The 18,117-nt window shown below is 62.4% G+C and carries 16 protein-coding genes; 13 read left to right on the top strand and 3 right to left on the bottom strand.

Features of this window, described 5'->3' with window-relative positions:
- The first annotated feature begins 156 nt into the window (after nt 1–156).
- The 7 genes from DQG19_RS17330 (at nt 157) to DQG19_RS17300 (ending at nt 8,779) form a co-directional block, all read left to right on the top strand.
- Nucleotides 157–1,278 (top strand): endo-1,4-beta-xylanase, encoded by a 1,122-nt coding sequence (locus tag DQG19_RS17330; protein WP_116127560.1) that lies wholly within the window; start codon nt 157–159, stop codon nt 1,276–1,278.
- 46 nt (nt 1,279–1,324) lie between these two features.
- Nucleotides 1,325–3,058 (top strand): IlvD/Edd family dehydratase, encoded by a 1,734-nt coding sequence (locus DQG19_RS17325; RefSeq protein WP_116127559.1) that lies wholly within the window; start codon nt 1,325–1,327, stop codon nt 3,056–3,058.
- A gap of 6 nt (nt 3,059–3,064) precedes the next feature.
- Nucleotides 3,065–4,414, top strand: a complete 1,350-nt coding sequence (locus tag DQG19_RS17320) for a GntP family permease (protein ID WP_116127558.1) — start codon at nt 3,065–3,067, stop codon at nt 4,412–4,414.
- Nucleotides 4,415–4,433: 19 nt separating this feature from the next.
- Entirely contained in the window at nt 4,434–5,261 is an 828-nt protein-coding gene (locus DQG19_RS17315; protein ID WP_116127557.1) for a fumarylacetoacetate hydrolase family protein, read from the top strand.
- Nucleotides 5,258–6,835 (top strand): aldehyde dehydrogenase (NADP(+)), encoded by a 1,578-nt coding sequence (locus tag DQG19_RS17310; protein ID WP_116127556.1) that lies wholly within the window; start codon nt 5,258–5,260, stop codon nt 6,833–6,835. Before DQG19_RS17315 ends, DQG19_RS17310 begins: the two co-directional genes overlap by 4 nt.
- Before the next feature lie 87 nt (nt 6,836–6,922).
- Entirely contained in the window at nt 6,923–7,486 is a 564-nt protein-coding gene (locus DQG19_RS17305; RefSeq protein WP_116127555.1) for a hypothetical protein, read from the top strand.
- A gap of 90 nt (nt 7,487–7,576) precedes the next feature.
- A complete protein-coding gene (locus tag DQG19_RS17300) occupies nt 7,577–8,779 on the top strand; it encodes a serine hydrolase (protein ID WP_116127554.1) in 1,203 nt (400 codons plus the stop codon).
- Here DQG19_RS17300 and pyrH read toward each other — a convergent pair.
- Together pyrH and tgt are read right to left on the bottom strand one after the other, a co-directional pair.
- Nucleotides 8,745–9,485, bottom strand: a complete 741-nt coding sequence (pyrH, locus tag DQG19_RS17295) for a UMP kinase (protein ID WP_198661791.1) — start codon at nt 9,483–9,485, stop codon at nt 8,745–8,747. The genes DQG19_RS17300 and pyrH overlap by 35 nt on opposite strands.
- Nucleotides 9,486–9,677: 192 nt before the next feature.
- Complete coding sequence (gene tgt, locus DQG19_RS17290; RefSeq protein ID WP_116127553.1) at nt 9,678–10,811, bottom strand: tRNA guanosine(34) transglycosylase Tgt; 1,134 nt, start codon at nt 10,809–10,811, stop codon at nt 9,678–9,680.
- A 113-nt stretch (nt 10,812–10,924) separates the two neighbouring features.
- On the opposite strand from tgt, the gene pth reads away from it, so the two are divergent.
- The 4 genes from pth (at nt 10,925) to DQG19_RS17270 (ending at nt 14,444) form a co-directional block, all read left to right on the top strand.
- Entirely contained in the window at nt 10,925–11,473 is a 549-nt protein-coding gene (gene pth / locus DQG19_RS17285) for an aminoacyl-tRNA hydrolase (RefSeq protein ID WP_116127552.1), read from the top strand.
- 48 nt (nt 11,474–11,521) lie between these two features.
- The gene (locus DQG19_RS17280) at nt 11,522–13,006 is read left to right on the top strand and encodes a phytoene desaturase family protein (RefSeq protein ID WP_116127551.1); all 1,485 of its coding nucleotides are present in this window, start codon (nt 11,522–11,524) and stop codon (nt 13,004–13,006) included.
- A complete protein-coding gene (locus tag DQG19_RS17275; protein WP_116127550.1) occupies nt 12,999–13,835 on the top strand; it encodes a phytoene/squalene synthase family protein in 837 nt (278 codons plus the stop codon). The genes DQG19_RS17280 and DQG19_RS17275 overlap by 8 nt, the downstream gene beginning before the upstream one ends.
- A 117-nt stretch (nt 13,836–13,952) precedes the next feature.
- Nucleotides 13,953–14,444 (top strand): DUF2306 domain-containing protein, encoded by a 492-nt coding sequence (locus DQG19_RS17270; RefSeq protein ID WP_116127549.1) that lies wholly within the window; start codon nt 13,953–13,955, stop codon nt 14,442–14,444.
- Nucleotides 14,445–14,465: 21 nt separating this feature from the next.
- Here DQG19_RS17270 and DQG19_RS17265 read toward each other — a convergent pair whose 3' ends face one another.
- Complete coding sequence (locus DQG19_RS17265; RefSeq protein ID WP_116127548.1) at nt 14,466–15,437, bottom strand: amidohydrolase family protein; 972 nt, start codon at nt 15,435–15,437, stop codon at nt 14,466–14,468.
- A 109-nt stretch (nt 15,438–15,546) separates the two neighbouring features.
- On the opposite strand from DQG19_RS17265, the gene DQG19_RS17260 reads away from it, so the two are divergent.
- Both DQG19_RS17260 and DQG19_RS17255 read left to right on the top strand, forming a co-directional pair.
- Nucleotides 15,547–16,230 (top strand): carotenoid biosynthesis protein, encoded by a 684-nt coding sequence (locus DQG19_RS17260; RefSeq protein ID WP_232826551.1) that lies wholly within the window; start codon nt 15,547–15,549, stop codon nt 16,228–16,230.
- The gene (locus DQG19_RS17255; RefSeq protein ID WP_116127546.1) at nt 16,227–17,360 is read left to right on the top strand and encodes a lycopene cyclase family protein; all 1,134 of its coding nucleotides are present in this window, start codon (nt 16,227–16,229) and stop codon (nt 17,358–17,360) included. The genes DQG19_RS17260 and DQG19_RS17255 overlap by 4 nt, the downstream gene beginning before the upstream one ends.
- Nucleotides 17,361–18,117 lie beyond the last annotated feature (757 nt).

Here is an 18,117-nt window from a genome sequence, read left to right as displayed (position 1 = left end):
TTGCTGCCAGACTTCTCCTACGCTATTTGACGGGTCGCTCTCGGGCCATTAACTTACAGCTTTCTATGCCATCGATTGTCTTCGAGGTGATCGATGGTACTATCGCTTACTTTCTCGCTCATGCAAACCTGCCTACTTTATTTCCTCGCATTGACGATGCCCTACTACCTGCTTTCCCAGGCGGCTGCCGGTGCAGCCCCCTCCACCCTAAAGGAGGCCTACGCGGGGGCCTTCAAGATGGGCACGGCCGTCAATCCCGGAATCGTCTCCGGAGCGGACAGCGCCACCACCACTATCGTCCTGCGGGAGTTTAACGCCCTCACGGTCGAGAACGCCATGAAGGCCGAGCGCATCAATCCCGCGCCCGGCGTCTACGACTGGCGGAACGCCGACGACTACGTCGCCTTCGGCAAGGAGCATGATATGTTTATCGTGGGACACACCCTGATCTGGCATAACCAGACCCCGGGCTGGTTCTTCACCAACGAAGCCGGCGAACCCAATACCCCCGAACAGCAGGCCGAGCGCCTGCGCTCCCACATCGAGGCCGTGGCGGGTCGCTACGCCGGTGGGGTGGACGCCTGGGACGTGGTCAATGAGGTGATCGACAACGACGGCTCCTACCGGCCGACCACCTGGGTGGAGGGCATCGGCAACGGCGATACGCTGGTAAAACTCGCCTTCCGCTACGCCGAGCAGTACAGCCCGGATACGGAGCTGTACTACAACGATTTCAACGCCTGGCGGCCCGCCAAGCGGGACGGCATCATGCGGATGGTACGCATGCTGCAGGCCGAGGGCATCCGCATCGACGGCGTCGGCATCCAGGGCCACTGGGGACTCAACTTCCCGAAGAATGAGTACATCGAGGCGGCCATCGATTCCTTCGCTTCCCTGGGCGTGAAGGTGATGATCACCGAGCTGGACGTAGACGTGCTGCCCCTGACCCGCGAAGGCCAGATCATCGGTACCGGCATGATGCACCCGCAGTTCCAGCTGGAGGAGTTCAAGGAGTACCTCGACCCCTACGCCGAAGGCCTGCCCGACAGCGTACAGCAGCAACTGACCGACCGCTACCGGGAGCTGTTCGAAATCTTCTACGACCGGCGCGACAAGATCGACCGCGTCACCTTCTGGGGGATCACCGACGATATGTCCTGGAAGAACGACTACCCCATACCCAACCGCACCAATTACGTGCTTCCCTTTAACCGCGACGGATCGCCTAAGCCCGCGGTAGACGCCATCCTGGCCGTACCCGGCAGCCGTAAAAAATAGCGATCGCCCTCCCACCTATGGAAGGCGGGCTATCTTATCCACGATCATGCAAGAAAAGAACAGCAAGCCACAACAGCTCAGGAGCCAGGAATGGTTCGGCGGCAACGACAAGATGGGCTTCGTCCACCGTTCCTGGATGCGGAACCAGGGCTACCCCGACGATTACTTCCGCGGCAAGCCCGTCATCGGCATCTGCAATACCTGGTCCGACCTGACCCCCTGCAACGGCCACCTCCGTGAGGTCGCCGAGCAGGTCAAGCGCGGGGTAATCGAGGCGGGCGGCTTCCCGCTGGAGTTCCCAGTTATGTCGCTCGGGGAGACCATTATGCGGCCCACCACCATGCTCTTCCGCAACCTGGCGAGTATGGACACCGAGGAGTCCATCCGCGCCAACCCCCTCGACGGCATCGTGCTGCTCACCGGCTGCGACAAAACCACCCCCTCCACGATCATGGGCGCCTGCAGCGTCGACCTGCCCACCATCGTAGTGCCGGGCGGGCCCATGCTCAACGGCCGCTTCCGCGGGGAAACCATCGGCTCCGGCTCCTTCAACTGGATGATCAAGGAGAAGCAGACCAACGAGGCCTTCGGCGCCGACGACATGCGGGAAGCGGAGATCTGCGCCGCCCGCAGCATCGGGCACTGCAATACGATGGGGACCGCCTCCACCATGGCAGTCATGAGCGAGGCCCTGGGCCTGACGCTGCCCGGTATCGCGTCCATTCCCGCTGCGGATTCCCGCAAGCGGGTGATGCAGCAGCTCTCCGGCCGCCGCATCGTCGAGATGGTGCGCGAGGACCTTACCATGTCCAAGATACTCACCCGGCAGGCCTTCGAGAACGCCATCGTCACCAACGCCGCCGTGGGTGGTTCCACGAACCTCATCATCCACCTCACCGCCATCGCCCGGCGGATCGGCGTAGACCTGGTGCTGGACGACTTCGACCGCCTCGGAAGCGGCGTGCCGCTGCTCGTCAACCTCATGCCGTCGGGGAAATTCCTGATGGAGGATTTCTACTACGCCGGGGGTCTTTCGGTTGTCATGCGTGAACTCGGCGACCTGCTGCACGGCGACGCCATCACCGCTAACGGCCAGGGACTGGCCGAGAACTGCCGCACCGCCACCTGCTACAACCGCGACGTCATCCGCTCCCGCTCGGAGCCGCTGCAGGACAGCGCCGGTATCGCCGTGCTGCGGGGCAACCTCTGCGAAAACGGGGCCGTCATCAAACCGAGCGCCGCCACCCCCCGCCTGATGAAGCACACCGGGCGCGCGGTGGTCTTCGAGAGCATGGAGGACTACCACGCCCGCATCGATATGCCCGACCTCGACATCGACGCCGACTGCGTGATCGTCCTCAAGGGCGTCGGGCCTAAGGGCTACCCCGGCATGCCGGAGGTGGGTAACGTCGACCTTCCCCATAAACTGATACAGCAGGGGGTGAAGGATATGGTCCGTATCTCCGACGGCCGCATGAGCGGCACGGCCTACGGCACGGTGGTGCTGCACGTCTCGCCTGAGTCGACCGTCGGCGGCACGCTGGCCGTTGTGCAAGACGGAGACCTCATCACGCTGGATGTCGAGGCGCGCCTGCTCCGCCTCGAGATCACCGACGAAGAACTCGCCCGGCGTAAGGAAGCCTGGGTAGCCCCGCCACCACGGGCCACCCGCGGCTGGGTGCGCGTCTACCTCGACCACGTGGAGCAGGCCGAACTGGGGGCGGACCTGGACATCCTCACCGGCAAGTCCGGCTCCACCGTGGATCGTGACCTGCACTGATCCGCCATGCTGACCGTCCTCCTCCTGCTGCTCAGCGTCGCCGTCATCATCTACCTCACTGCGAAGCTCGATGTCCACCCCTTCGTGGCGCTGATGCTGGTGGCGATCGGGTACGGCATACTGGCGGGCATGCCGTTGGACCTGGTGGTGGCCTCGGTCAACCAGGGTTTCGGGAACACCCTCGGGGGCATCGGACTGATCATTATCCTCGGGGTCATCATCGGCGCCTTTCTCGAGAATACCGGCGGGGCCTACGCCCTGGCCGAGCGCGTGCTGCGGGCCGCGGGGCGCAAGCGGGTCACGCTGGCCATGGGCCTCATCGGCTGGGTGGTCTCCATTCCGGTCTTCGCCGACAGCGGCTTCATGCTGCTGGCCCCCCTCAACCGCAGCCTGTCCAAGAAGGCCGGTCTGTCGCTGGCCGGCACCGCGATCGCCCTGGCCATGGGACTGATGGCCGCCCACACCATGGTGCCGCCTACCCCGGGACCGATCGCGGCGGCTTACTACCTGGAGGCTGACCTGGGCATGGTGTTGCTGCTCGGCATTCCCGTCAGCCTGCTGGCCCTCGGGGTGACCCTGCTGTTCGTCCACCGTTTCGTCGCGCCCCACTGGATCGACCCGGCGCCGGAGGTCACGCCGGAAGAGATCGACGCGCGCATGCGGCAGGCCCCCGGCGCGCTGCTGTCGTCGGTGCCGATCTTCGTACCGATCATTCTGATCGTGGTACGCTCGCTACTGCTTTCGTTCGGCTACGAGGCCGAAGGCTACGGCAGTCTGCCGCTCGGGCCCCGCATCGTCTTTTTCCTGGGCGAGCCCTTCATCGCGCTACTGATCGGCTGCCTGCTCTCCCTTCTCCTGCCCAAGCGCCTGGAGCGTGACATGTTCTCCACCGACGGCTGGATCGGCAAGGCCCTCACCGGTGCAGCCTCCATCCTGCTCATCACCGGCGCGGGGGGCGTATTCGGCCAGATCCTGCGCGACTCCGGCATCGCCGAAGTCCTCGGGCAGGCGCTCGCCGGAGCAAATCTCAGTATCTGGCTGCCCTTCCTGCTGGCGGCCTCCATCAAGACGGCCCAGGGTTCTTCCACGGTCGCCCTCATCACCACCGCCTCCATCGTCGCGCCCATGCTCGGCGACCTGGGCTTCACCGGCGACCTCGACCGGGCGCTGGTGGTCGTGGCCATCGGCGCGGGCTCTGCGGTGGTCTCCCACGCCAACGACAGTTTTTTCTGGGTGGTCACCCGCCTGTCGGGCATGGACGTCAAGTCGGGCTACCGCTTCATGACCCTCTCGTCGCTGGTCCTCGGCACCACCGCCGCCGTCACCCTCTTTCTAATCCACCTCATCGCCGGATGATCCGCAACGCTACCAACTAATGAAACTCTACCGTACCCCCGATGCCATCGTACTGGAAAAGGAAGGCAAGGTCCACCGCATCGACGCCGACTGGACCGAATTCATCAACGACGATAACCTCTACGACAAACTGGCCGCCATCGATCAACCAGCGGGCGGCGGTGCGCAGGTGCAAGGGGCTGCTCAATTGAGCGTAGCGGCCGGCCTTCAGGAGGTCTGGGCCAGTGGGGTCACCTACTTCAACAGCAAGCTGGCGCGGCAGGAGGAATCCGAAAAGGCGGGCGGCGGCACCTTCTACGAGCGGGTGTACGTGGCCGACCGGCCGGAACTCTTCTTCAAGGCTACCTCCGCCCGGACGGTAGGGTCGGGAGGGAAAGTCCGCATCCGGAAGGATTCCACCTGGGACGTGCCGGAGCCGGAACTCACCCTCGTCGTCACCGCCAACGGAAAGATCGTCGGCTACACCATCGGCAACGACATGAGCTCCCGCAGCATTGAGGGGGAAAACCCGCTTTATCTCCCCCAGGCGAAAACTTTCGACGCCTGTGCCGGCTTGGGTCCCTGTATCCTGGTCACGAAACAGCCGTTAGCTGCCGAGACGACCATCAGCATGAGCGTACTCCGGAGCGGAGCGAACGTCTTCGAGGGCACCACGACGCTGGGGCAGATGAAGCGGCAACCGCCGGAACTGGTGGATTACCTTTTCCGGGAGTGCTCCTTCCCCCACGGCTGCCTGTTGATGACGGGCACCGGGATCGTGCCGGATACGGACTTTACGCTGCATAGCGGCGACGAGATCCGCATTACCATAGAACCCATCGGAACCCTCATAAATACCGTAGCATGACCCTTACAGGAAAGAACTTTATCGCCGGCGAAACGAGCGCCGCCGGCTCCCGCACCTTCCGCGGTGTCAATCCCGCTACCGGCGAGAAACTACCCACCGATTTTCACGCGGCCACCGAAGCGGAAGTCAACCGTGCCGCTCGTGCCGCCGCGGAAGCTTTTTCCAGCTACCGGGATATCACCCCCCAGGAACGGGCGGCTTTCCTGCGCACCGTTGCGGATGAAATTATGGCGCTCGGCGACACCCTCGTGGAGCGGTGCTCCGCGGAGTCCGGTTTGCCGGCCGGTCGCATCCAGGGGGAGCGGGGCCGGACGGTAGGTCAGCTGCGCCTCTTCGCCGACTTGGTGGAGGAAGGATCGTGGGTGGACGCCCGCATCGATCGCGCTCAGCCGGATCGCGAGCCTCTACCCAAGCCCGACGTCCGGTCCATGCTGCGGCCCCTTGGCCCCGTGGGAGTTTTCGGAGCCAGCAATTTCCCCCTGGCCTTCTCCGTGGCGGGCGGCGATACCGCTTCGGCGCTGGCGGCGGGTTGTCCGGTAGTCGCGAAGGGGCATCCGAGTCATCCCGGCACCTGTGAACTGATCGCCACGGCTATCGGCCGGGCGGTGGAGAAGTGCGGGCTGCCCGCCGGCACCTTCTCCCTGGTCCAGGGCGATTCCCACGATTCCGGTACCTGGCTGGTGGAGCATCCCGCCATCCAGGCCATCGGCTTTACCGGCTCCTACGGGGGCGGTACCGCGCTTTTCCGCGCGGCCAACCAGCGGGAGCAGCCGATCCCCGTTTATGCCGAGATGGGTAGTACGAATCCGGTCTTTATTCTCCCCAATGCCCTGCGCGAGCGCCGCGACGAGATCGCCAAGGGCCTTACCCAGTCCGTGACCCTCGGGGTGGGGCAGTTCTGTACGAATCCGGGCCTCGTGTTCCTGCCGCCGAGTGGGGATACGGATGCCTTTACTGAAGCGGTTGCTTCGGAATTTAAGGGGGTCGACGCGGCCGTGATGCTCAACGAGCGGATCCGCGACGCCTACGAAACGGGCGTGTCCCGTCTCCGCGGGGCCGAGCGGGTAGAACTGGTCGGAGAGGGGGCGGAAGGCAACGTCGGGTACACCGGCCGAGCACGCCTGTTCACTACCTCCATCGAGCGCTACCTGGCGAACACGGACCTGGAGGAAGAAGTATTCGGCCCCTCCAGCGTACTCATCGGCGGGGCCTCGCGGGAACAGTTGCTGGAAAGCGCCCGTCGACTCGGCGGTCACCTGACCGTGACGCTGTTCGGCACCCCGGAAGACCTCGAGGCGCATAGCGACTTGGTCAGCATTCTGGAAAGCAAGGCCGGGCGATTGATCGTCAATAATTTTCCGACCGGCGTCGAAGTCTGCCACGCCATGGTTCACGGCGGCCCGTACCCCGCCACTACCGACAGTCGGACGACCTCGGTGGGCACCCGCGCGATCCTGCGATTTGCCCGGCCCGTATGCTACCAGGGCTTTCCGGAGAGTTTGCTGCCCCCCGCGCTGCGGGACGACAACCCCTTGTCTATCCTGCGCATGGTGGACGGAGAATATTTACGGTAAACGGGGGATTCGGAAAGTAACGCGTTACTTTTAGCCGAGCAGGATACGTTCTGCAACCCCCTGCCTTAATCCGAAAACCCCGCCACTATGGTCTCAGCAGTTCGCTATCTACTCCTGCTTTGTTCCTTCCTCTTTATACGACCGGAGGCGAGCGCGCAAGACCACCGGTGGGATGTACGATTTGGGGCCGGCAGTACCTTGCTGACCCTGCACAGCAGGGTGATTGCCAGCGTAGAGGGAGAGGTCAACTTCACCCTCAACCGGTACTTCACCCTGGCGGGGAGCGTGGGAGCCGCGGACAGCGACGCCGGGGAGTTCTCACCAAAGATCACCTTTCTTCGTTCCGACGTCGGAGTGTTCATCTCTCCCTTTACCAACCAACGAAAGCACGACTTCCGTCTCGGTGTGGCAGGCAGTTACCTTACAGTCGATAGCCCCGCGCGTTCAACGGTAACTACGGTAAACGGAGAGGTGGTTCACGCCACGTATGAAAATGAGCGTCGCGGGGGATTCGGTGGAGCGGTGTACGTAGATCACACTTACACCGTTACCGACCGGGTACTCCTAGGCCTGCGCCTGGCTGCTCGCGCATACGACAATACACTGGAAAGTAACGTGGATGCCCTGCTCCGGATCGGTCTTCGGTTGTAAGGACATCCAGCCCGCTCCAGTTGTGGTCCGGAAGGTAAGTGGCCAGGTTTCTGCCCATTACGTGCTGACCGGCGGAAGGTATATTTGGGGATGCCGCAACTACTCCCGCTGCTGATCGTGTTGCTGACGGTGCTGACCGCTCCGACGTGCCTGGTCGCTCAGTCGAGCCCGCTGGACGGGGTCATCGAATCGATCCGCGACAGTATTCCCTGGGTCGACTCCCCCCAGCAGTACCAGATCGAGGTGCTCTACACCCGGATCGATCGCCTGCCCGGCGGCGAAGTCAAGTTGACCACCTTTCACTGGGGCGACTCCACCGACTACTACTACCCGGCCAGCACCGTCAAGCTACCCGTAGCCGTGCTGGCCCTGCAACGGCTGAATGAACTGGGGGTGATCGGGATGGATAGCCACACCCCGATGTATCACGGTGCCGGCACCGCACCCGCGTCCGCGCCACAGACCCCGGTGGACCGGGATACGAGCAGTGCCAACGGGCTGCCGAGCGTGGGCCACTACGTCCGGAAGATCTTCCTGACCAGCGACAACGACGCCTACAATCGACTCTTCGAGTGGCTGGGGCCAACTTATATCAATAATTCCCTGCAGCAGGTGGGGATCACCGGCGGACGGATCCTGCACCGCGTGGGCGTGGGCGGCTTCGATACGCTCTCGCATCGCTACCTCAACCCCGTCCGCTTCGCGGCGGGCTACGAAAGCCTGTACCAGATCGGGGAGCGGTACGACGACTATTACGACCCCCTGCCCGGCATCACCGGACAGCGGCGCGGCGTGGGCTACACGGCGGGGGACAGCCTGGTCAATGAACCCTTCGACTTCAGCCACAAGAACTACCTGTCGCTGCGTAACCTCCACGATATCCTGCTGCGGGTGGTGGTGCCCGGGGCGGTGGCCGACCCCTTCCGGCTTACCGACGCCGACTACGCCCTGCTGCGGCGGGCCATGGCGGAGCGGCCGCGGGAGAGTGACTTTCCCCGCTACGACAAGCCCGACAACTACGTGAAATTCTGGATCTACGGCGACCGGCCGGAGGATTACCGGATACCGGACAACGTCCGTATCCTCAACAAAGTAGGGTGGGCCTACGGCTATCTAACGGACGTGGCCTACATCACCGACGGAGAAGTGGAATTCATCCTGGCGGGGCGCATCCACACCAACGCCAACGGCATCTACAACGACGGCGTGTACGAATACGAGGAGATCGGGATGCCCTTCTTCGGGCGGCTTGGGCGGGCTATGCTGGCGCTTGAGCGGCGGCGGCCCCGTTAGAGACCAGGGTGCCGACGGATTCCCCGAACATGATCTTGCGCAGGTTGCTGGGCTCGTTGATGTCGAAGACGATGATCGGCAGGTCGTTCTCGGCGCAGAGGGCGAAGGCGGCCTGGTCCATGACGCGGAGGTTCTTGTTCATCACTTCGCGGAAAGAGATGCGGTCGTACTTCGTGGCGGAGGGGTCCTTTTCCGGGTCGGCGGTGTAGATGCCGTCGACACGGGTGCCCTTGAGAATGACCTCGGCGCCGATCTCATTGGCGCGCAGGGCGGCGGCGCTGTCGGTGGTGAAGTAGGGGTTGCCCGTGCCGCCGCTGAAGATGACCACGCGGCCCTTTTCCAGGTGACGGATGGCGCGCCGGCGGATGTAGGGCTCGGCGATCTGCTGCATTTCGATGGCGGAGATCAGGCGGGTATAGACGCCCAGTGTCTCCATCATGCTCTGCAGGGCCATGCCGTTGATCACGGTGGCCAGCATCCCCATGTAGTCGCCCTGGGTCCGCTCCACGCCCGACTCGGCGGCGGAAAGGCCGCGGAAGATGTTGCCGCCCCCGATGACGACCGCTACTTCGACGCCGATGTCGATCAGCTCCTTGATCTGCTTGGTGTAGTACTCCAGCATTTTCGGATCGATGCCGTACTGCTGCTCCCCCATGAGGGTCTCACCGGACAGTTTGAGCATGATGCGGCGGTATTTCAGGGCCATGGTCATTTGGGGTTTGCGTAAAGGTAGTTAATAGACGCAAGGTCGCTGGCGCTCCCTTGCTGGTAGACGGTCCTGGCGGGCTTGGTAGACGCGGGTCGCTTTGCTCCCCGCTGGTAGACGGGCCTTCGGCCCTGGTAGACGCGGGTCGCTTTGCTCCCCGCTGGTAGACGGGCCTTCGGCCCTGTTAGGGGGTTAAAGTTTTCGCTCCAGGTTGGGGACTAAATCGTTCTTCCATGTCAGGAAGCTGCCGTCGAGGATGCGCGTGCGGGCCTCGCGGACCAGGGACAGGTAGAAAGTGAGGTTGTGCAGGGTGGACAGCTGACCGGCGAGCAGTTCATTGCAGCGGAGGAGGTGGCAGAGGTAGGCCTTACTGTGAATCTGTGAGGTCGGGGCCGCTTCGGGGTGGTCGTCGATGGGGGAGTGGTCGTTCTTCCAGCGGGCGTTGCGGATGTTGATGATGCCGTCGCGGGTGTAAAGCATCCCGTGGCGGGCGTTGCGGCTGGGCAGGACGCAGTCGAACATGTCGACGCCGCGGGCGATGCACTCCAGGATGTTGGCGGGGGTGCCGACGCCCATAAGGTAGCGGGGCTTGTCCTTCGGCAGGATCTCGCAGCAGAGTTCGGTAATGCGGTACATGTCGGGGATGGGCTCGCCCACGGACAGTCCGCCGATGGCGTTGCCGGGCTGGTCCCGGGCGGCGATAAACTCACAGGATTGGCGGCGGAGGTCGTCGTAGCTGCCCCCCTGCACGATGGGGAAGAGCGCCTGGCCGTGGCCGTAAAGGGGCGTGCTCTCTTTCATATAGGTCACGCAGCGTTCCAGCCAGCGGTGGGTGAGGTGCATGCTGTCTTCGGTGTACTTGCGCGTGGAGGGGTAGGGGGGGCACTCGTCGAAGGCCATGACGATATCGCCACCGATGGAGCGCTGGATACCGAGGCTGCTCTCGGGACTGAAGAGGTGCTTGCTGCCGTCGATATGGCTGGCGAAGGTGGCGCCCTCCTCGGTGATCTTGCGCCGGTGGGCGAGGCTGAAGACCTGGTAGCCGCCGCTGTCGGTGAGTATGGGACCGCCCCATTGCATGAACTTGTGGAGCCCGCCGGCCGCTTCCAGCACTTCGGTGCCGGGCCGCAGGTAGAGGTGGTAGGTATTGCCCAGGATGATCTGGGCCTTCACCTGCTCCTTCAGTTCCCGCTGATGGACGGCCTTCACCGTGCCCAGGGTGCCTACCGGCATGAAGATGGGCGTCTGTATCTGTCCGTGGTCGGTGGTTACGGTACCGGCGCGGGCCGCCGTGGCGGAGTCGGTGTGCTGTAGGTCGAACTGCATCGGCCGCGAAGGTACTGCGGCGCCGGGAAGCCCGGGTTGAGCGCCTCCAGGCGCGATGTCTTGCTACTCCACGTAGTCGGGCCTGGAGACCCTCCACCCATTACCTTTGTCCCATGAAGTTCCTCATCGTAGGCCTCGGCAACCCCGGCCCCAAGTACGAAGACACCCGCCACAACATCGGCTTCCGGGTTCTGGAAGACATTACCAACGACTGGAAGCCGGATACCCACGGCGACCTTGCGCGCATCACCCACCGCGGCAAGCAGATCGTGCTGCTCAAGCCCAACACCTATATGAACCTCAGTGGCAAGGCCGTACGCTACTGGCTGCAGGCCGAGAAAATCCCCAAGGAGCGGTTGCTGGTGGTCATGGACGACCTCCACCTCGACTTCGGGCGCCTGCGCCTGCGGGGCAAGGGCAGCGACGCCGGCCACAACGGCCTTAAGGACATCGACCGCCTCACCGGCGGCAACAATTACGCCCGCCTGCGCATCGGCATCGGCAAGGATTTTCACCCCGGGCAACAGGCCGATTACGTCCTCAGCGAATGGACCCCGGACGAGCGCATCGACCTGCCCAAGGTCATCGAGGACGCCGCCGAGGCCAGCCTGAGCTTCTGCGCCCACGGACTGGCGAATACCATGAGTGCGTACAACCGATAAACCCATCCGGGGAATTGGTGTTAGGGCGATACACCATCCCCAGCCTGCTTGAGTCTTCATGCTACCATTATCGGCGCCGGTTTTGCCGGATTGTCCGCCGCCGCCTACCTGGGGCGGGCGGGTTATTCCGTGACCGTCCTGGAAAAGAACGAAGGTATCGGCGGCCGCGCCCGTCAATTTACCGCCGAAGGATTCACCTTCGACATGGGGCCCAGCTGGTACTGGATGCCGGAGGTATTCGAGGATTTCTTCCGCGCCTTCGGCCACAGCGCCGCCGACTACTACGAGCTTGTGCGGCTGGACCCCAGTTACGAAGTGGTCTTCGGGGCGGAGGACCGCGTGGAGGTACCCGCCACTACCTCGGAACTGTTTGCCCTCTTCGAGCGCCTGGAACCGGGCAGTTCGGACAACCTGCGCAAGTTCCTCAAGGAGGCCGAATACAAGTACCGCGTCGGGATCAACGAGTTCGTACAGAAGCCCGGGCACAGCGTCATGGATTTCGCGGACACGCGAGTGCTGAAGTCCGTTTTCCGGCTGCAGATGCTGACCGACATGGCCACCTACGTACGCCGGCTCTTCTCCCACCCGCAACTGATTCAGTTACTGGAGTTTCCCGTACTTTTCCTGGGCGCTACTCCCGCTAACACCCCGGCGCTCTACAGCCTTATGAACTACGCAGACCTGGAACTCGGCACCTGGTACCCCCTCGGTGGCATGCACCGCATCGTCGAGGGTATGGCTGCCGTGGCGCGGGAGCAGGGCGCGAAGATCGTCACCGGGCAGGCCGTAGCCAGCGTACAGACCGCCGGGGGAGAGGTACGGACGGTCACTACCGCCGACGGTACGGTCTATCCCACGGACATACTGGTCAACGCTGCCGATTATCACCACTTCGAGCAGGAAGTACTCGATCCGGCCGACCGGGTGTACGACGAGGCGTACTGGAGCAGCCGCACGATGGCTCCCTCGAGCTTGCTTTTTTACGTCGGGCTCGACCGGAAGGTGCCGGGGCTGCACCACCATACGCTGTTCTTCGATGCCGACTTCAACCGTCACGCCCGCGAGATTTACGAGGACCCCCAGTGGCCCGCGGATCCGCTCTTTTATGTCTGCGCGCCGTCGGTTACCGATCCGGGCGTCGCTCCGGCGGGTTGTGAGAATATGTTCTTCCTCCTGCCCCTGGCCCCCGACCTTAGCGAAGCCGACGATAAGCGCGACCACTACTGGAACCTGATGTGCGACCGGCTCGCCCAGCGGATCGGCTTCGACATCCGGCCCCACGTCGTCTACCGCCGCGGCTACGCCCACCGCGATTTCCGCGAGGACTACAATGCCTACCGCGGTAACGCCTACGGTCTGGCCAATACCCTGCGGCAGACGGCCTTCCTCAAACCCAAGCTCCGCAGCAAAAAACTAAGTAACCTCTGGTACGCCGGCCAGCTGACCACGCCCGGTCCCGGTATGCCCCCCAGTATCATTTCGGGTGAAGTAGCCGCCCGTGACATCCTCAAGGCTATCCCCGCGCATGCTTAAACTCTACCAACAAGTCTGCCGGGAGTGCGCCTCCCTGGTCACCCGCCGCTACAGCACCAGCTTTAGCATGGGTATTCGCGTGTTCGACAAGCCCCTGCGGGCGCCCATCTACGGTATCTACGGCTTCGTGCGCTTCGCCGACGAGATTGTCGACACCTTCCACCACAAGGACAAACAGGAGTTGTTCCAGCGGTTTCGGGAGGATACTTACCACGCCCTGGAGCACGGCATCAGCCTCAACCCCATCTTGCAAGCCTTCCAGGAGGTGGCCCACCGCTACGGCATCGGGCGCGACCTCATCGACCCGTTCCTCGACAGCATGGAGATGGACCTCGACAACACCCGCTACGACCCCTCCCTGTACAAGGAGTACATCTACGGATCGGCCGAGGTGGTGGGACTGATGTGCCTGCGCGTCTTCGTGGATGGCGACATCGAAGAGTATGAGCGCCTGAAGGCCTCCGCCTGCTCCCTGGGGGCCGCCTTTCAGAAGATCAATTTCCTGCGGGACATCCGCTCCGACTACCACGACCGCGGCCGCGTGTACTTTCCCGGCGTAGACTACGATCGCTTTGACAACGACGTCAAATCGACCATCGAGGCCGATATCAAGGCTGACTTCGACCACGCCTATACCGGTATCGTACAGTTGCCGCCGAGTGCCCGCTTCGGGGTCTACCTCGCCTACGTGTACTACACGAAGCTCTTCCAGAAGATCCGCAATGCCCCGGCCCGCCACGTGACCGAGCGGCGCATCCGGGTAGCCGACCATCGAAAGGTCTACCTGCTGGCCAGCTCCGCCGTCAAGCACCGCTTCAATCTCCTATAGGCGGATTGCTAAAAGCGGCGGGGACTCAGGTGCCAGGTTCATCCAAAAATTTGCATCCTCCGTCGGTTAATCGCCGGTTAGCCTTTACCGGACGCCCGGTGCCCGTTAAATTAGGTCATGACCGTTGTCACGCTGATCCACACGACCTTCTCACTCACCGCTCTGCTAACCGGCGGCTACGTTTTCCTGAACGCAAAGGGGACAAGGTCGCACGTGCGGGTGGGCAAGATCTACGTGTTGAGCATGCTCATCCTGATTATTACCTCAATGTTCATTTACGACTTCTTCGGAGGCTTCGGGGTGTTTCACATTATGGCCCTGGTTTCTCTCGTCACGATGTCCATGGGAATGGTCTATGCGCTTTTCCTGCGCCACCGCAGGAAGTGGCTCGCCCACCACTATATGTGGATGTGCTTCAGCTACGTTGGCCTGGTGATGGCCGGGGGCTCGCACCTGTTCGGCGTGTTTCCCGACTGGCCTTCCTGGTTGCGCATGGTGCTGTTCTGGGTTCTACCCTACGGTCTAGGGAGCTACCTGATATATACCAACCGCAAGCGCATCCTCTCCGAAGTACGGGACCGGTTCGGGCTGGACGTAGTTGTGGAGTAGGTGATGCTGTATGGTGCCGGCCTAGTCCAATCGGAAGAAGCGGGCCGCGTTGTTGTAGAGGATGTCGCGCTTCTGGTCTTTAGACAGGTACCGCGCGTTCTGTACCACGCCGATGGAGGTCTCGATCATCCGTGGCCAGAAGAGGAAATCGGTACCGTACATGATCCGCTTGCCGAAGCCGGCCCGCACCAGTTGCTGGATCACGTGGTGTACCTCGTCCAGCGGGTAGCTCCAGATAAAGCCGGAGATGTCCAGGTACACGTAGGCGTTGGCACCCATAAGCGCGATCAGCTCATCGACCATGGGGTAGCCGGCGTGCATGACCCAAATTTTAAGCTTCGGGTGGCGAGCCAGCATGTCCTCCAGCAGGAAGGGGTTGCCGAGGGAGGCCCGGAAGTTGGGTGAGGTAAGGTTGGCCATCCCGTTGCCGCCGGTGCCCATATGGATACCCACCGGAATGTTGAACTCCTCAGCCACGGAGAAGTAGGGCGTAAAGATTGTATCGCTCGGAGAGAGCCCCTGGTATTGCGGAGCCACCTCGGCCACTACCTTGTAGAAGCCGCTGCGGAGGGAATCTCGGAAGTCCGCTACCGGCATACGGGTGTCGATCCCGATACCCGGCAGGATGCGGCCGGCGGGGGCGGCATCGACCCAGTTGTGGAGAATGCGGGAATCCCCGAAGGCGACCAGGGTCAGGTTCATGTTTTCGATGCGGTCCAGGATAGCCTGTTGCAGCTCGGCATCGTTGGCGGCGGCGGGCAGGGGATCCACGCAGTCGGCGTTCATGAAGGGCGGGGCCTGATCGTTGGGGTCGGCACCGGGCATATCGCTCAGGAACCAGGGACAGAGCGGGGCCGAGAAGGCCGGGTTGACCGGAATGGTGTGTACGTGGATGTCGATGATCGGGGGCCGTACGGCGGACGAGGAGTCGGACTGGGCTTCGGCGGTCAGGAAGCAGATTGCGACCAGCAGGAAACTCAAAAGGTTGCGCATGAAGGAGTACTTTGTAGTTGGCAAGGCCCAAGATAGCCACGACCGGCAGCTCCCCCGGCAAACCATTTGGCAGCTCTCGCGTCTTTACCTTGATCCAAAACCGGACTCCTTGCCCCAGCCCCTATCGGCCGATATCGACGATCCTTCCGCCGCACCCAATTCGTGGGAACGCTACCTGGCCGGCTTTTTGCTCTTTGCCTACGCCTCCGGGGCCCTGGCCCACACTCTGCCGGCGGTGCTGCCGGTCACCCGCTATACCACCGACGGACTATTGTTGGTCATCAACGGACTATTGCTGTACAGCCTGTACCGCCGCAACGACGACGCACGCCTGTGGTGGTGGCTGGTGGTGGCCTACTGCTTCACCTTTACCGCCGAAGCGGTGGGGGTGGCAACCGGTGCTGTCTTCGGCGAATACGCCTACGGTCCCACGATGTGGTGGCAATGGCTGGGCGTCCCCTTCGTCATTGCGCTCAACTGGTGCGTACTCACGTTGGCGACTAACGACCTGGCGGAACGTGTGGTAGGACGCAGACCATGGGCCGTGGCTGCGCTGGCCAGCGTGCTGATCGCGCTGTACGATGTGGCCATTGAGCCGGTTGCCATCACCCTCGACTACTGGCAGTGGGGCGGGGGAGAGATCCCGCTACAGAACTACGTGGTCTGGGCCCTGGTAGCCTTTGTCATCTCCGTGCCGCTGCAGCTGCTGGGTATCCGGTACCGGAGTCCGTTGTTGCTGGTGTACCTGCTGGCGCAGTTGTTCTTCTTTGCGGTCCTGAATATTGCGCTATGAAGACCTACGACGTAGCCGTACTAGGCGGTGGACTGGCGGGTCTGAGTATTTTGTACCACCTGCAGACGGCAGGTAAGCTGGCGGGAAAGCAGGTATTGCTGGTCGATCCCGAGCGGAAAAGCGGCCACGACCGCACCTGGTCCTTCTGGGAACGGGGGGAAGGGCCCTTCGAAGAGATCGTCTACAAGCACTGGAACCAGGTCACCCTGCACAACACGAACGACCACTGCACCTGCGACCTCGCCCCCTACACGTATAAGCTGATCCGCAGTACCGAATTCTACGCATACGCGAATGGGGTAGTGGATGGCATCAACGGGCTGACGCGGCTGCCGGGACTGGCAACGGACGTGAAGACCGATGGAAAGGAAGTCACCTTCCGGGTAGCCGGAAAGGCCTACCGGTCCGGGGTGGCGTACAGCAGCCTACCGCATCCACTTGATCACCGCGAGGTGAAGCAGCCCTACCTGGACCAGCACTTCCGGGGGTGGTACGTGGAAACGGAGGAAGACGTCTTCGATCCGGAACGGGCAACGCTTATGGACTTCCGTACGCCGCAACTGGGGGAAACCCGGTTCTTCTACGTGCTGCCCTTCACCGCCCGGCGGGCGGTAGTGGAGATCGCTATCTTCAGTAACGATCACCTGCGTACGGAGCAGTACGATGACTTGCTGACAACCTACATCCGCGAGCACTGGACCGGGGGCGGCTACCGCATAGAGCAAACGGAAGCCGGAAATATCCCTATGACCACCTATCCCTTTCCGCAGCGGCAGGGTAACCTTATATATATAGGTCTCGGCGGTGGCGCGGCGCGGCCGTCGACGGGCTATACGTTCTACGGACTGCAGCGGCAGTTGGCCGCCATGGCCGCGCGCTTCCCGCAGATCGGTCTAGAGCCGGTGTGGCCGAACCGTCATCTGTTGTACGATGCCACGCTGCTCAGGATTCTGGAGAAGAACTCCCTGCCGGGAGACCAGGTATTCGTGAACCTCTTCCGCAAGAACCCGGCGGACCGGGTGCTGGCCTTTCTAAATGGCGAAAGCTCGTTATGGCAGGAACTTGCGCTGATGTCCACCGTACCTACCGTCACCTTCGCAGCTACCTTCACGGGGGAGGTCCTCCGGTAGCCGGACGGGGCGTGTTGGCCACATACGGGCAGATCAAAAAAAATTGGTCCCCCGTTCAACCATGCTTATGCCCGTGCGTTTACAATCCTGCGCCCCAACACTGGCAAGTCCTTGTCGAATTGGTGCGCCCCCCCTTAACAGGCAGTATGTAGCGTTCTGGCGCATGTGGCAACGGCCACAGCGCGCTGAAACCTTCGCCTCGAAAGGATTTGAAAATAAATCATCTGTAGGCTTGCGGGTGTCGTGGAAGGCGTTGTACTTTTGCGCCCCCGCAAACGAGCGGAGGCCGGGTTTGCCCGGCACGCACAACATCCCCCAGGGGGTTACGTGCAGCTTCGGACGGTGACCAAAGTGCTTCAAAAGCCTTTTGAAAGTTTCTTTCAAGATGCTTGCAGAAGTGAAAGAAGTCTGCCTACCTTTGCGGCCCCCGCGAATGAGCGGTGGTTTTGCCCGGGTTTAGCTCGGGAGGAAAAATGAAAAAACTTTCCTTCTGACTTGCACGGACGAAAAACTTGCTGTACTTTTGCAGCCGCTTCGGAAACGGGGCGAACAAAAAACGATAAAAAGCCGGTTTCGCGGCGCGGGTCCATGGGGACTGATGCGGTGCGGAGTTGGGGTTCTCAGCGGAGGGCCTGCACCGGCGACACGATCTTTGACATCAATGGCAGGCGAGGTTCAACGCCGTAGATTAACGAATACGACCGAGCCCATGTTAGCTACGCTGTACGTCTGTACGGCGTGCTCGGATGGGAGCGAC

The organism is Lewinella sp. IMCC34183 (assembly GCF_003390915.1).
Taxonomy (GTDB): domain Bacteria; phylum Bacteroidota; class Bacteroidia; order Chitinophagales; family Saprospiraceae; genus Neolewinella.
The sequence above is the reverse complement of the archived record's forward strand: the minus strand, read 5'-3'. Positions and strand labels throughout refer to the sequence as shown.